General features: G+C 68.2%; 12 protein-coding genes and 1 pseudogene. 8 read left to right on the plus strand and 5 right to left on the minus strand.

Features of this window, described 5'->3' with window-relative positions; translation table 11 throughout:
- The 5 genes from AC2VOR_RS04185 to AC2VOR_RS04205 form a co-directional block, all read left to right on the plus strand.
- The coding region (locus AC2VOR_RS04185; protein ID WP_486963245.1) for a hypothetical protein at positions 1-228 on the plus strand (228 nt) is incomplete at its 5' end.
- Positions 229-1,269: 1,041 nt separating this feature from the next.
- Positions 1,270-1,752: a TspO/MBR family protein gene (locus AC2VOR_RS04190; protein ID WP_369738652.1), complete on the plus strand. Its 483-nt coding sequence runs from the start codon at positions 1,270-1,272 to the stop codon at positions 1,750-1,752.
- Between the two features lie 15 nt (positions 1,753-1,767).
- Positions 1,768-2,394, plus strand: a complete 627-nt coding sequence (locus AC2VOR_RS04195; RefSeq protein ID WP_486963246.1) for an SOUL family heme-binding protein — start codon at positions 1,768-1,770, stop codon at positions 2,392-2,394.
- Positions 2,394-2,618 (plus strand): DUF2905 domain-containing protein, encoded by a 225-nt coding sequence (locus AC2VOR_RS04200; RefSeq protein WP_486963247.1) that lies wholly within the window; start codon positions 2,394-2,396, stop codon positions 2,616-2,618. Before AC2VOR_RS04195 ends, AC2VOR_RS04200 begins: the two co-directional genes overlap by 1 nt.
- A 13-nt stretch (positions 2,619-2,631) precedes the next feature.
- Complete coding sequence (locus tag AC2VOR_RS04205; RefSeq protein WP_486963248.1) at positions 2,632-3,477, plus strand: class I SAM-dependent methyltransferase; 846 nt, start codon at positions 2,632-2,634, stop codon at positions 3,475-3,477.
- A gap of 1 nt (position 3,478) precedes the next feature.
- Here the strand turns inward: AC2VOR_RS04205 and AC2VOR_RS04210 are convergent, their stop codons facing one another.
- Positions 3,479-4,300 (minus strand): glycoside hydrolase family 16 protein, encoded by an 822-nt coding sequence (locus AC2VOR_RS04210; RefSeq protein ID WP_369738655.1) that lies wholly within the window; start codon positions 4,298-4,300, stop codon positions 3,479-3,481.
- Between the two features lie 827 nt (positions 4,301-5,127).
- On the opposite strand from AC2VOR_RS04210, the gene AC2VOR_RS04215 reads away from it, so the two are divergent.
- From AC2VOR_RS04215 to AC2VOR_RS04225, 3 genes and pseudogenes are all read left to right on the plus strand, one after another.
- The gene (locus AC2VOR_RS04215) at positions 5,128-7,614 is read left to right on the plus strand and encodes a plasma-membrane proton-efflux P-type ATPase (RefSeq protein ID WP_486963249.1); all 2,487 of its coding nucleotides are present in this window, start codon (positions 5,128-5,130) and stop codon (positions 7,612-7,614) included.
- Positions 7,615-7,797: 183 nt separating this feature from the next.
- Positions 7,798-7,983, plus strand: a pseudogene (locus AC2VOR_RS04220) (GlgB N-terminal domain-containing protein); the annotation flags it as partial.
- Positions 7,984-8,044: 61 nt separating this feature from the next.
- On the plus strand, positions 8,045-8,281 hold the full coding sequence (locus tag AC2VOR_RS04225; RefSeq protein WP_420492640.1) for an alpha amylase C-terminal domain-containing protein: 237 nt from the start codon (positions 8,045-8,047) through the stop codon (positions 8,279-8,281).
- Positions 8,282-8,290: 9 nt separating this feature from the next.
- Here AC2VOR_RS04225 and AC2VOR_RS04230 read toward each other — a convergent pair whose 3' ends face one another.
- From AC2VOR_RS04230 to AC2VOR_RS04245, 4 genes are all read right to left on the minus strand, one after another.
- A complete protein-coding gene (locus AC2VOR_RS04230; RefSeq protein WP_369738657.1) occupies positions 8,291-9,808 on the minus strand; it encodes a serine/threonine-protein kinase in 1,518 nt (505 codons plus the stop codon).
- Positions 9,809-9,930: 122 nt separating this feature from the next.
- Entirely contained in the window at positions 9,931-10,287 is a 357-nt protein-coding gene (locus AC2VOR_RS04235) for a hypothetical protein (RefSeq protein WP_369738658.1), read from the minus strand.
- A gap of 57 nt (positions 10,288-10,344) precedes the next feature.
- Positions 10,345-10,896 carry a hypothetical protein gene (locus tag AC2VOR_RS04240; RefSeq protein ID WP_486963250.1) on the minus strand — a complete coding sequence of 184 codons (552 nt, stop codon included), beginning with the start codon at positions 10,894-10,896 and terminating at the stop codon, positions 10,345-10,347.
- Positions 10,897-11,025: 129 nt separating this feature from the next.
- Positions 11,026-12,693 carry an HAD family hydrolase gene (locus tag AC2VOR_RS04245; RefSeq protein ID WP_486963251.1) on the minus strand — a complete coding sequence of 556 codons (1,668 nt, stop codon included), beginning with the start codon at positions 12,691-12,693 and terminating at the stop codon, positions 11,026-11,028.
- Between the last annotated feature and the right edge of the window lie 333 nt (positions 12,694-13,026).

Raw genomic sequence — 13,026 nt, forward strand, 5'->3', positions numbered from 1 at the left:
GCGGCGCCGCCGCCTACCCCCAGCCTCAAAACCTCGACAAAGCTGCCGCCCCGCAGACCGCCACAGCAGAACCCGGGCCACCGTGAAATTCTGAGGCTGAGTCTCGAGCCGATCTCGGCGATGTTTGCCGCCGTCGCCGCCAGTGCGTCCGGTGTCGAAATCATGTATGGCATGTGCAATCCTCTGGATGACGTATCACGCAGTTATCACGGCCCTATCACGGTGTGATCACGACCGTAAATCACTTCGATGTGATGCACATAGCGTTTCGATAACTTTTCGCGAAATTTTCAATCCCCAGGGCACAAATGAGTGCCAGTAGTCATTCGCTGTCCAGGCCAAAAACAAAGGTGACTTGGGTACGCAAACGTTGCGGAGCGGAGCGGTCGGGGAACAGCGGCGTCGAGTCGTTTGGGGCGACGCGGCGGGTCGATGCGACCGACACGCACGTCGAAGCCACACCGCCGTAGCCAACCCCGATAGAACGTCTGGGCAAGGATCGTGGCAGCCATGCCCACGGCAACGCTGAACTGGCGCTTCGGGTCGGACGCGCCTTGCCGCGTCCACATTGCGTCGCGGGCATCGTGCTCAGATACGCGGGCTGTCGCGGTTGCTGCGCCGGCGGCTTCTGTGCATTCGGCCAGGAACTTTCGCGCCGTCCGGCGCGAAAGCTCGTGGTCCGGAACGAACACGGCCGTCGCCCACTCCGCAACCGAGGCACCGGCCGTAGCGGCGGCTGATGGTCAGCGCATCGAGTGTGGTCCAAGATCCGGTTGTTGCCGGGGGGCGGGCCTGCGACGGCGCACCGCGACCATCGCGGCCGAGCACGGCCGAGCGCCAGTGCGCTCTTTTGTTCGTAAACCAACCCGCAAATCTGATAACGCCCGAATTCACGGCGGAAAACGAACGAAAAAAATTCAGGCGAGCGTGCAAATACGCGTTTCGCCGACGGCGCTTTCAGCCGGTGGATGCGACCCTCCCGGATTTCATGCATCCTGGAAGTGCTGTGAGACGCCAGTCGGTCGCGTGTTGGGAAGGGTAATGGGCCTCAACCTGGACGGGTCAGTCATCAACCGTGCGGTCAGCCGCACGCCACCGGCGCTCCGCTGATCCCCGGCCGACCGATCGAACGAGTGATATTGCGATTACACGCCTCGCATGCCCGGGACAAGGGCCGGGTGCCATCGCGTTCGGAGGACGATTTCCCTTGCCGAATGGCTGACGAAAATGGGTGAATCAGCTACCGAATGCTTTAACCGGGAGAGTGAGATGCAGGCACGAACTCTGGCCCCCGCCGCCACGGCCGTAGCCTCGGCCGCCGTCATCGGTGGGTTGGCGAGCCGCCCGGCCGCATCGCCGTGGTATCGATCGCTGCGCAAACCGCCGTATCAGCCCCCACCCCAAGCCTTTCCGATCGTGTGGCCGGTGCTCTACGCGGACATCGCGGTGGTCTCCTCCAACACACTCGACGAGCTGGAGCGCCGCGGACGAAAGCCGGAACACCGCCAGTACGTCATGGCACTCGCGGTCAACCTGGCATTGAACGCCGGCTGGTCGTGGCTGTTCTTCCAGCGCCGCCGGCTGGGCCTTTCCGCGGTCGCCGCGGGGGTGCTCACCGCCAGCAGCGCCGACCTGGCGCGCCGGGCGATGGACGCGCAGGGCGGGCGCGCCGCTCCGCTGCTCCTGTACCCGTTGTGGTGCGCGTTCGCGACGGCACTGACCGCGCACGTGTGGTTTCTCAATCGACGCTGAGAGAATGACATCGTGATGAAACTGACCAAGCTCGCCGAACAGGTTGCCGAATCGCTGGTCGCGGTCGTCGGAATCCGCGTGGGCACCGAGGAGCCCGGCTATACGCGCCGGGAACTCACCGACACCGTCGAAATCCGGAGCTACGGCCCGCGCATCGCCGCCGAAACCACGGTGCCGGGAGACCAGGAGCGCGCCCGCAACCTCGGCTTCCGCCGGCTCGCGGGCTACATCTTCGGCGGCAATCGCGGCGGCCAGGCGATTGCGATGACGGCGCCGGTGGGCCAGCATGCAAGCGCGGGCCAACAGATCGCGATGACCGCGCCCGTCGTGCAGTCGGCCGCCGCCGAGCGCGGCTGGGTGATCCGCTTCTTCATGCCGTCGAAGTGGACCATGGAGACCCTGCCCCCCCCTGATGACGAACAGGTCCGCCTGGTGACCGTGCCGCCGCAGACGGTGGCAGTGCTGAAATTCAGCGGCGACCGGAGCCCGGCGGCCGTCGCCGCCCGCACCGCCGAGCTCAGGAACGTCCTGCGCAACAACGACATCACCCCGATCGGCGGGGCCGATGCGTGGTTCTACGATCCGCCGTGGACGCTGCCGTGCCGGCGCCGCAACGAGGTGGCGATCCCCGTCGAGCCGTGATGGGACGCAACGTCGGCCCCGTCGTGGTGGTGGTCGGGATTCTGGTCGTCGCCACCGGTGTCCTGATCTGGGCGGGCGGCTTATCGTGGTTCGGCCGCCTTCCTGGCGATGTCCGGATCGAGCGCGGTAACGTGCGCGTCTACATTCCGTGGGTGTCGATGCTGCTGGTCTCGGTCGTGGCGACGTTGTTGCTCTCGGTCGTGCGGCACCTGTTCCGCCGTTGAGTCGGGAGGTCTGATGAGTCGTCACAAAGACGACGGAGACGGCAAAGTGGACGCCCGGCAGTTGACCGGCGTCTCGGAAACTGCGCTGCTGACCTTGTACGGCAGGGCCTACCAGGCCGAGCGACCCGACGCGATCCTCGACGACCCGATGGCGATCGAACTCGTCGAGTCCATCGACTTCGACTTCGAGAAATTCGGCCGCCGGGGCCAGGAGATGGCGCTGCGGTCGCTGGCGGTGGACCGGTGCGCGACCGAATACCTCACGGCGCGGCCCCGCGCGACCGTCGTCGCGCTCGCGGAGGGCTTCCAGACCAGCTTCTGGCGCCTCAGCAGCGCGCTGCCCGACGCACCGTTCCGTTGGGTGTCGGTGGACCTGCCGCCGGTCATCGAGCTGCGGCGGCGCCTGCTGCCGCATTCGGAGCGGATCACCTACTTGGCGCAGTCCGCGCTCGACTACAGCTGGATGGCCGAGATCGACGACTCCGACGGCGTTTTCATCACGGCCGAGGGTTTGCTGATGTATTTACAGCCGCACGAGGCGCTGGGCCTGATCGCCGCGTGCGCCAAGCGGTTTCCCGGTGGTCAGATGTTCTTCGACCTGCCGCCGACCCTGGTTAAAAAGCTCGCGCCGCGGGGGATGCGGTCCACCAAGCGCTACCGCGTGCCGCCGATGCCGTTCAGCCTTTCGGCGCGTCAACTCTCGGATCTGGCCGGCACCATGCCCGGGATCCGGGCGGTGCACGACCTGCCGATGCCGCGAGGGCGGGGCTTGTTCTTCGGGATGCTGTTTCCCGCGTTCTGGCAGTGCGCGCCGCTGCGGACGTTCCGCGGCGCCTACACGCTGCTCGAGTTCGGCTGACTCACCACACGCGTATCCAGTCGACGAGCATTTCGGCGGGGTAGGTGCCCGGCCCCGGATCGCCGCCGCCGGAGCCGGCGACCGCGAGGTTGAACACCGTGAAGACGGTGTAGCCGGGCGCGTTGAACGGCCAGTCCGGCAGCGAGTTCGCCGGGACGTCGAAGTAGGGCTGCGCGCCGTCGACGTAGTCCTTCCAGAAGCGGATCCCGGTCTGGTCCCACTGGGTTCGCCACGTGTGCCACGCGTTGTCCACCGCGATGTTGTGGGTCTTCCACTCGCCGCCATTGGCTTTCGCGTGCACGGTGGTGGCCGAGGGCCAGTTGCCGTTGCCGTACCATTCCATGACGTCGATCTCGCCTTGGTCCTGGTTACCCAGCCAGTAGGCGGGCCAGGCGCCCGGCGTCAGGCAGTTCAGCTTGATGCGCGCTTCCCAGGTGTGCCCGACGCCGCCCCGCCACAGGCTTTGCACCTTGCCGCTGTAGTACGTCGGGCCGTCTTTGGCGGCACGCAGGACGAGGTTGGACTTGCCGTCGACGTAGACGTTCTGCCGGTTGTCGCGGTACTGGCCGATGTTCTCCGGCCGCTCCCAGTACGTCGGGTCCTTGATGGTTTCGCGGGCCTGCGCCACCGTCCACTTCGACGCGTCGGGCGGCGAGCCTGCTGGCCCGTCGAATTCGTCCTGGAAGGCGTAGCTCCCGGACTGACCGCTGGGCGCTGCGGGCAGCGGGGTGCGCTGCGCGCGGGCCTCGGGACCGGGCAAGGCGGCTGCCAGCACGCCGATCCCGGTCGTCAATATCATGCGGCGGCGGTCCATCTCCGGCATAAGCAAGGGACGATAGCAGCCCGATACCAGCCGGGGCCCGGTCGAAGCCGGGCGAAATCGCACCGCCCGACCCGCGAATCGTGTCGGTGGTCACCATTACCCTCCTGATTCGTGGCCGGCCCGAGAACCGGCGGCGACAGGGAGCGGCTGAGCATTGCGGCATTTTCATGGCAAATTCTCATCTCTCGGGGTGGTTTGGTCTCAGGATTGGTCGGGCATCCTGAAATCACGAACCAATAACCACACCTGTCCCACGGCGCGGCCGAATCGCAATGCTTCGGAAGGAGTTGACAATCGTGGCGAATACTTCAGAGGCGACGGTCATTCGTCTTGACTCCCACCCAGTGTGGCTTGCGGCTCAACGACGTGCGCGGGAGCGCAGCGAGGCTATGCTGCGCCATCCGTCAGCCAGGGCCCGACGACGACGCGGCCCGTCCACCGGCGGTGCGGCCGGCCTCCGCGCTTTCGGGAGCTATTCAAGCTCTGATACACCGGCCTGAACTCTGTCCGCAATCACCCTGAGCAAAGACGGTTGATCAAAGACATATACATGGCAGTCGGTCGCCGGAAAGCGCGGCCGCTAACTGGCTGGCGCGGTGTTTACCGCCATTTCCAGTGACCGACGGTGGTAACGGATCGGCCTCGGCGGAGCCGCCCGCGGGGCCTCTGACTCCGCTTCGTTGTGAAGCCTGTGCGGCGACACCGCCAAAACCGTCAGTTCACACAGGCCGCCTCGCCGCGATTGGCCACGCCCCCGAACAACGCCCATCCGATAGGGGCGTTCGGCCCTACCCGGTTCACGGCCGGAATGCGACGGTGAACCCGACATGCAGGAGCCCCGAGGGGAGACGGGTTTGGCCGAGACCACCGAAAAGCTGACCGAGTTGCCGTTACCGCAGCTGCTGACCGCACTGGACAGCTCCGCAGCGGGATTGACGACAGCCCAGGCCCGGCAAAGGCTGGAACGGTACGGGCCCAACGAGATCGCCGAACGGCATCGCGATCCGGTGCTGGAGTTCCTGGGGTACTTCTGGGCGCCGATCCCCTGGATGATCGAGGTCGCGCTGGCGTTGTCGGTGGCCGCCCAGCACTGGACCGACGCCGCGATCATCGGCGTGCTGCTGGCGATGAACGGGCTGGTGGCCTACTTCGAGGAACACCAGGCCGCCAACGCGATCGCCGCGCTCAAACAGCGTCTGGCCTCCTCGGCCCGGGTGTTGCGCGACGGCACGTGGGTAACGGTGGCCGTGCGCGAGTTGGCGCCCGGCGACGTCGTGCGAGTGCGCCTGGGCGACGTGTTGCCCGCCGACCTACGGATTCTCGACGACGTCGCCCTCGAGGTGGACCAGTCGGCGCTGACCGGCGAATCGCTCGCCGTGACCCGCGGGCAGGGCGAAGCCCTGTTCTCTGGTTCGGTGGTGGTGCGCGGCGAGGCCGACGCGCTGGTGTGCGCCACCGGGACCGCGTCCTACATGGGCAAGACCACCGCGCTGGTCGAGAGCGCGGGCACGGTGAGTCACTTCCAGCGTGCGGTGCTGCGCATCGCCAACTACCTGATCGTGATCGCGCTTGTCCTGGTCACCCTGACGGTCGTGGTGTCGCTGATCCGGCACAATCCCGTGCTAGAGACGCTCGAGTTCGCGCTGGTGGTCACGATCGCCTCGATCCCGGTGGCACTGCCGGCGGTGCTGTCGGTGACCATGGCCATCGGCGCCCGGCAGCTGGCGCGCCACGAGGCCGTGGTCAGTCACCTGCCCGCGGTCGAGGAACTCGGCGGCATCGGCCTGTTGTGCTCGGACAAGACCGGCACCTTGACCCAGAACCGCCTCGCGCTCGCCGCCCGCTGGACCGCCACGGCCGTCAGCGACGACGAACTGCTCACCGCGGCGGCGCTGGCCTCACGCGTGGAGGACAACGACCTCATCGACTTGGCGGTGATCGCCGCCGCGGGCTCACCGCCGTCGGGGCGGGTGGACAAGTTCGTTCCGTTCGACCCGGTCAGCAAACGCACCGAAGCGACGGTGCACGACCCCGACGGCCGTGTCTTCCGGGTCAGCAAGGGTGCGCCGCAGGTCATCGCCGCATTGTGCGACGGCGACGGTGCGGTCACCGAGGTCGACGGCGTGGTCGAACGGTTCGCCGCGCACGGGTATCGGTCCCTCGGGGTGGCCCGGACCGATGGCGAAGGCTCCTGGCGGCTGATGGGTGTGCTGGCGCTGGCCGACCCGCCCCGCGACGACTCCGCGGCCACCATCAGCGCCGCCGAGGAGCTCGGCATCGACGTCAAGATGGTCACCGGCGACCAGGTCGCCATCGGCCGCGAGATCGCCCGGCAGGTCGGCCTGGGGCAGAACATTCTCGACGCCGCCGTCCTGGACAGCGCCGCCGACGACGACGACCTGGGTGCCCGGGTGGAAACGACCGACGGGTTCGCGCAGGTGTTTCCCGAGCACAAGTACCGCATCGTCAAGCTGTTGCAGGCTCGCGGGCACATCGTCGGGATGACCGGCGACGGCGTCAACGACGCCCCCGCGCTCAAACAGGCCGACGCCGGCATCGCGGTGTCCGGCGCCACCGACGCCGCGCGCGCGGCCGCTGACGTGGTTCTGCTGGCGCCCGGGTTGTCGGTCATCGTGCACGCGATCGGGGTGGCCCGGGAGATCTTCGCCCGCCTCACCAGCTATGCCACCTATCGCATCGCCGAGACCATCCGGGTGCTGTTGCTGATCACCCTGGCCGTGGTGTTCATGAACTTCTTCCCGGTCACCGCCGCGATGATCGTGTTCCTGGCGCTGCTCAACGACGGCGCCATCCTGTCCATCGCCTACGATCGCGTGCGCGGCTCAGCCAAACCCGTCAAGTGGGACATGCGCACCGTGTTGACCATCGCCACCGTGCTCGGTGTGATCGGCGTCGTCGCGACGTTCACGCTTTTCTTCCTCGCCGACAAGGTCTTTCACCTCGACCGCGACTTCATCCGCACGATGATCTACCTGAAGTTGTCGGTCGCCGGCCAGCTCACCATCTTCCTCACCCGCAGCCGAGGCCCCTTCTGGTCCGGACCCGCACCCGCACCGTTGCTGCTGGGCGCCGTCCTCACCGCTCAGACCATCGCGACGCTGATCTCGGTCTACGGGGTGGCGATGACGCCGCTCGGGTGGCGCTGGGCCGGGCTGGTCTGGGCCTACGCGTTGGTGTGGTTCCTGTTCAACGACCGGCTCAAGCTGGCCGCCTACTGGTGGCTCGACCACCACCCGCGCCGCGAGCAGCCACAAAAGCAGCGCGCCAACATGTTTCGGCGTCACCCGGCCTGAGCCCCGCCGGACGGCCGCGGATGGGCACGGACCCTGCCGTCGGGCACCCGGCCAGACCGCGGGGCGCGGGACTTTGGTCCCTGTTTCCGGGTCGCGTCGGCCGCCAGGAGGCAAGGCGAGACGGAATTTGACGTTTGGCGCTCGGGTCAAGCCACCGTGGGTGTCGGTCGAGGAGGAACGGTCGTGAGTGCCCCTGTCCAGCTGCAAGGTTCAGTCCGGCAGGACGGTCTCGACCGGCTCGTCGCAGGCGACCACCACGACCCGCACCAGCTCCTGGGCGCGCATTTCCGGCACGACGGCGACTTCGGGCGGCGCGGTGGAGATTCGCCCCGCCCGGACGCGCAGGACATGGCGGTGCTCACCGCCGGGGAGCGGCTGCCGATGCGCCGCATCCACCCCGCCGGTGTCTTCGCCGCCGCACTGAATACGGGTGCCGTGCCCGGCCCCGGCGGTCCGGCGCGAGCACCGGATCGGGCTTCCCGAGGCGGGCCGGTGGGTCGCGGTCCTCGCTACCGACGCGACCAGATTCGGCGGCAGCGGCGTGAGCGTCGGCGACCTCACCGCGGAACCGATCGGGTGCCGCGACCTGCCGTACTCAGCCGCCCTGACGCTTCCGCCGTTGAGCGTCGTCTGGCTGACACCCGACGACGACCGAAACCGCCGCTGAAATCTATCGCTATCGCCGGTATTGCGGGCAGTAGGCGGTGATCGCCGCGTTGACGCCCGCCGCCGCCTGCGCGGGCGTCAATCCGCTCCTGTGTTGGGTTGCGGCGGCGGCATCGTCGGGGCTGACCCCTTTTTGCAGCCCGGCGCACACCCCTCGGGCGGTGGCGGTTGCCTCCTTGGGGTCGCTGACGGTGACCCCGGGAATCTGTGAGGCCAGGTCGAGATACACCTGGTCGGGTCCCGGGGCCTGCCGCCTCGGGACCGGCGGCGTGTGCGTCGGGGCGGCCGCGACGGGCACATGGGCCCGGGATGCCACAGGTGGCGCCGAAGCGCGTCTGGGCGCCGGCGGGACCTGGACGGGCGGAGCGGGCGTCGGTAGGGCGGAGGCCGGTGGCGGAGCCCCCGGTGCCGGTCGCGGCGGGGCAGGCGCCGGAGGCCGCGCCGGGGCCGGGGACGCGACAGCCTGGTTGTGGCCTGCTGTGCCGCTGCCACCTTCGACGGCGTAGCCGGTGGCGCCGACGAGGTCGAATGCGAGGATGGCCGCCGCAGCCGCGAAAATCCGGCGCCGCCTGCGTCGTTGCTGCTTGCCGACGTTGATGGGGGGCAGGGCCACGCTCGCGGGCGGCCGGACCGCCAGCGGAATCTGCATGGTCGCGGCCGTGTCCGTCGGCGTCCGCCAGGGCGCCGCCTCGGCGAACGCGCGGGCGAAATCGGTGCACCGGGGGAATCGGTCGGCGGGGTCCTTCGCGAGGGCCACGGCGAGCACCGGGTCGAAGGCCGCGAGTTTGGCGCGGGTCTTTGCCAGCGCCGGCGGCGGCGCAGTGAGGTGGTGGCTGATCACCGCCACCGGATTCGTGTAGGGAAACAGCGTGGTTCCGGTCAACAGGTGATAGGCGGTGGCCGCCAGCGCATACTGGTCGGCGCGGCCGTCGGTCGGTTCGCCCGTCAGTTGTTCGGGTGCGGCATAGGGAAACGTGCCGATGGTCATGTTGGTGGCGGTCAAGCCACTGGAGTCGGCGATGTGGCGGGCTATGCCGAAGTCGCCCAGCAGGATTCTCTGTTCACCGTCACCGGGTTTGGCGAGCAGGATGTTCGCCGGGTTTACGTCGCGGTGCAGCAGGTCGTGGTGCTCGTGGGCGTAGTCGAGCGCGCCGGCGATCGCCGTGACGATCGTGGCAACCTGGTCTGCCGGCATGCCGACCGGGTAGCGGTCGCGCAGGAGGCTGGCGGCGTCGGTGCCGTCGACGAAATCCATCGCAATCCACAGCCGCCCGTCGCACTCGCCCCGGTCGTTGACGCGCACGATGTTCGGATGCCACAGCGCGGCCGCCAGGTCCGCCTCCCGGACGAAGCGGCGACGGTAGTCTTCGTCGGCAGAGACGTCGCCGCCCAAGATCTTGAGCGCTTCGCGGCGCGGCAGCCGCGGGTGCTGGGCGAGGTAGACCTCACCCATCCCGCCGGATCCCAGTAACCGGACGATCGTGTACCCGGCGAACACCTGCGCGGCGCGCAGGAGCGGCGTGCTCATGGCCTTCTCCTCGGTAGGCGGTCCTGCAACGCCCACCATCCGATTTCAGCACATCACCGCGTTCGCCGATAGGGGGTAAGACATCTTGCGCGCCATGCGATCCCATGCGGACGAGATCGCCGTCAGAGCTTCGAGTTGAACATCAACCCGCGACGTGAACGTGATCGCCACGCCACGCGGCCCGCCGCTGGGGCGTGAAAACCGTTTGGGTGCAACGGGTCGCAGTCCACCGACCGCGCGAGGTGCTTCACAGGTTGCGACGTGACGCCCGAGGAGGGAATCGAGACGGCCATGAATTCACCGGTACGGCAGGCAGTCGGGGTCTGCGCCAACGGCGCCGTGGTCGCCGCGGCGCCGGCCGTCTCCGGATTCGGATTTGCCAGCGGCCCCAGCGAGTTGGCAGCCATTACGCCGACGACAACCCCTTCCGACAGCGCTACGTCGACGCCGCCCCCGGACAGCGATGCGCCGGGCGACACGGGCCGTATCCCCGGCGTCATTGCCGGCCGACCACGCTCGCGTCACCCGGCAGCGCGTCACAGCATGGAATTGATCATCGCCTCGGCGACGCCGCCGATCTGGCTGGGCGATTCGTCGGATTCCCGGTAGTCGATGAACGCGGACAGTCGGCTGGAAGGATTCAGCAGTTCCATGAACACGCCCATCAGGTGGGTGGTGTCGATGCCCGCCCGCTCATCCGCGGTGTAGTGCACCCGGGCCGCCCGCTGGAAGTGGCCGCCCTGCACGGTCTTGGATTTGATCTCGTCCGACGGCGCCAGATTGATCAAGCTGGTATTGGCCACCTCGTTGTCGATGTCGGCCTGCAGCACGGCGGCGACGTCACCTGCGCCGGCGGTTTTGACCGTGACCCGCATTTTCGCGCCGGCATCGGTGTCGGCCAGGGTGACCCAGTTCGGGCCCCGATCTACCAGCTCCCAGCCGGGTGCGGGGGTGATGGAGACTCCTTGGTCGATGCCAATGGGGTCGGCCGATGTGAGGGCGATCACCGCGCCGCGACCGCGCGTGGGCGATGGCTGTCCCGGATCGATCGTGGCGGTGAGGACGGCCGCGCCGGTCACGGCGGCCATGAGGACGTTGGATGCGATGACAACCGGACGCAGGCGGTGCGGTGACGTTGATGACATGGTGGTTCCTCTTTCAGTTGAGGTGATACGGGACGTGCGGGTGCGTAGCGCCTGCTGGCGCATGTTTTCTGTTCATCGGCCGTGCTCGGTGGAGGCGGAATAGCGGTCTTCGATGGCGTGGATCAGCTGGCGCCGGATCCGTTGCACGTCGGCGGCGTGGCGCGCCACCAACTCGTCTTCCCAGGCGGCGACCTTCGCGGCGAGGTCCATGTCGGCGATGGTGTCGCCGAGCCAGCGGGAGAAATCGCCGCGTTCGAGGTGGTACTGCAGCGCCTGCGGATCGAGATATCCCAGCGCGGTGCGGAACTCGTGCATGGTGCCCGCCGCCGGGATGTTGCGCCCGTCGGTCGGGCGAAAGTAGAACCGGCGCTCCTCGGGCAGCGACACGTCGGCGTATTTGTGGGCGTGGCGCACGTGACCGGTGCGGCGAGACGAGATTGTGAAGGCACGGGGCGCCGCCGAGCCGAACTGGATGGATGCCCGCCGAACCGGTTCCGGTGCAACGCTACTCACCGGATCGATACCGCCGACGGTGAGCACGATATCAGTGTCGCCGACTTCACCCGCCGGTAGCAAGGCGGGCATGAAGGACGACAGCAGGTTTCCCCCGCGGCGCGTCCAGTGCGGCTGCTGGTCCGCACCCAGCAGGTGGGCCTCGTCGTAGATGACCCAGTGGGGAAACCCGCGGGCCTCCCGCTGAGCTTCGGCTGCCGGCCGCAGGCGATGCAAGTAGCCGATCTTCTCGGCGGTGGGCAGCGCCGACAGGTCCACCACCAGACCGGTGTGCGGCTGCAGCAGACCGACCAGTTCCACGGGGTCGGGGAGCCCCTCGTCGGCGTCCACGACCCGGACGCCGTTGAGCTGCTCGAGTTGCCGGTGGTCGCCTTCGGGGTCGACGAGCAGCACGCAGTAGCCGGCGTTCGTCCATTCCTCGGCCAGCAACCCGACCAGGTAGCTCTTGCCCGACCCGGCCGGCCCGGTCACCATCATGCGTGCCTGGCTGCCGGGCACCTTCGTCGGTGTTCCGTCGTCGAAGGTCCCGATCTGCACCCACCGGCGCGGCGGGCACCAGCGCCGCGCCCCACTGAGGTATGTGTCGGTGAGCAACTCGGCGACCCCGGCACCGTTCGGTTGGTCGAGCACCAGGTCGGCGTGTTCGCGTAAGGACGGAACCGCGTCGGCGACGGCGGCACCGATCTCAGCCGAGCCGAATAGTGACAGGTCGTTTTCGGCATCCCCGACGGCGATCGTGTTGTGTGGCGAAAGGTTCAGCCGGTTCAGCACCTCCGTCAGACCGGTGCCCTTGGTGACCCCGGCCGGCACGACCATCAACTCGGCCCGGTTCCGGACGATCTGGCAGTCCAGCCCCAGCGCGCCGATCACCTCGAGGACCGTCGTGGCACGCTCGGCGCTGGTGGCCAGGATCACCTCACCGCGCCGGTACGTCACTTCGTGTTCGTCCAGTGCCGCGTCGAGTGCGGTGTCGACCGGCGCCGCCAGCGGGTAGGCCTTCCCGCCGATCTTGGCCACCGCCCCGTTTTCCAGGACCAGCGCATCGACATGGTTGCTGATCTGCGGGAAGCTTGCCGCCAGCTCGGTCCCGATCCGGCCGGTGGCCAGCACGACCAGCAGACCGTCGCGGCGCACCTGGTCGATGGCCTGCACGGCCTGCTCCGAGATCTGGCCTGCCGAGGTCAGGGTGCCGTCCACGTCCAGGGCCACCACTCGAAAGAAGCCCACACCCCGATCCCTTCGTTGCACACCACCGACCCGGCTAGCGGCGCGACCACGTGAAGGATAGGCAACCCGGCCGCGCACCGGGCAGGGTCGTTCGTCCCCATTCGCGGGTCGAACGTCCCGGCACGACGCCGCTCGGTCGTGAGCCGCAAGCCTTTCCGGGGCGGCATCCGGCATCCGGCTCCGGGCTGGCCGCGGCCCCTCGGCCATTGGTCGGCCCGCCGGACGCACCGATCGGCACGACCGATAGGTTCGGCTGATGAACGGCACCGATGCCCACTCGACCGAGCGCCTGTTCGCGCTGTCCGAACAGGTGCAGGGTTTCATGCCCGCCGA

The organism is Mycobacterium sp. TH-M103, from assembly GCF_057473785.1.

What these genes read in the sequence shown, in the direction of transcription:
- AC2VOR_RS04190 (WP_369738652.1), top strand. Translation starts at nt 1,270, where the DNA reads ATGCAGGCACGAACTCTGGCCCCCGCCGCCACGGCCGTAGCCTCGGCC.
- AC2VOR_RS04195 (WP_486963246.1), top strand. Translation starts at nt 1,768, where the DNA reads ATGAAACTGACCAAGCTCGCCGAACAGGTTGCCGAATCGCTGGTCGCG.
- AC2VOR_RS04200 (WP_486963247.1), top strand. Translation starts at nt 2,394, where the DNA reads ATGGGACGCAACGTCGGCCCCGTCGTGGTGGTGGTCGGGATTCTGGTC.
- AC2VOR_RS04205 (WP_486963248.1), top strand. Translation starts at nt 2,632, where the DNA reads ATGAGTCGTCACAAAGACGACGGAGACGGCAAAGTGGACGCCCGGCAG.
- AC2VOR_RS04210 (WP_369738655.1), bottom strand. Translation starts at nt 4,300, where the DNA reads ATGCCGGAGATGGACCGCCGCCGCATGATATTGACGACCGGGATCGGC.
- AC2VOR_RS04215 (WP_486963249.1), top strand. Translation starts at nt 5,128, where the DNA reads ATGCAGGAGCCCCGAGGGGAGACGGGTTTGGCCGAGACCACCGAAAAG.
- AC2VOR_RS04230 (WP_369738657.1), bottom strand. Translation starts at nt 9,808, where the DNA reads ATGAGCACGCCGCTCCTGCGCGCCGCGCAGGTGTTCGCCGGGTACACG.
- AC2VOR_RS04240 (WP_486963250.1), bottom strand. Translation starts at nt 10,896, where the DNA reads ATGGCCGCCGTGACCGGCGCGGCCGTCCTCACCGCCACGATCGATCCG.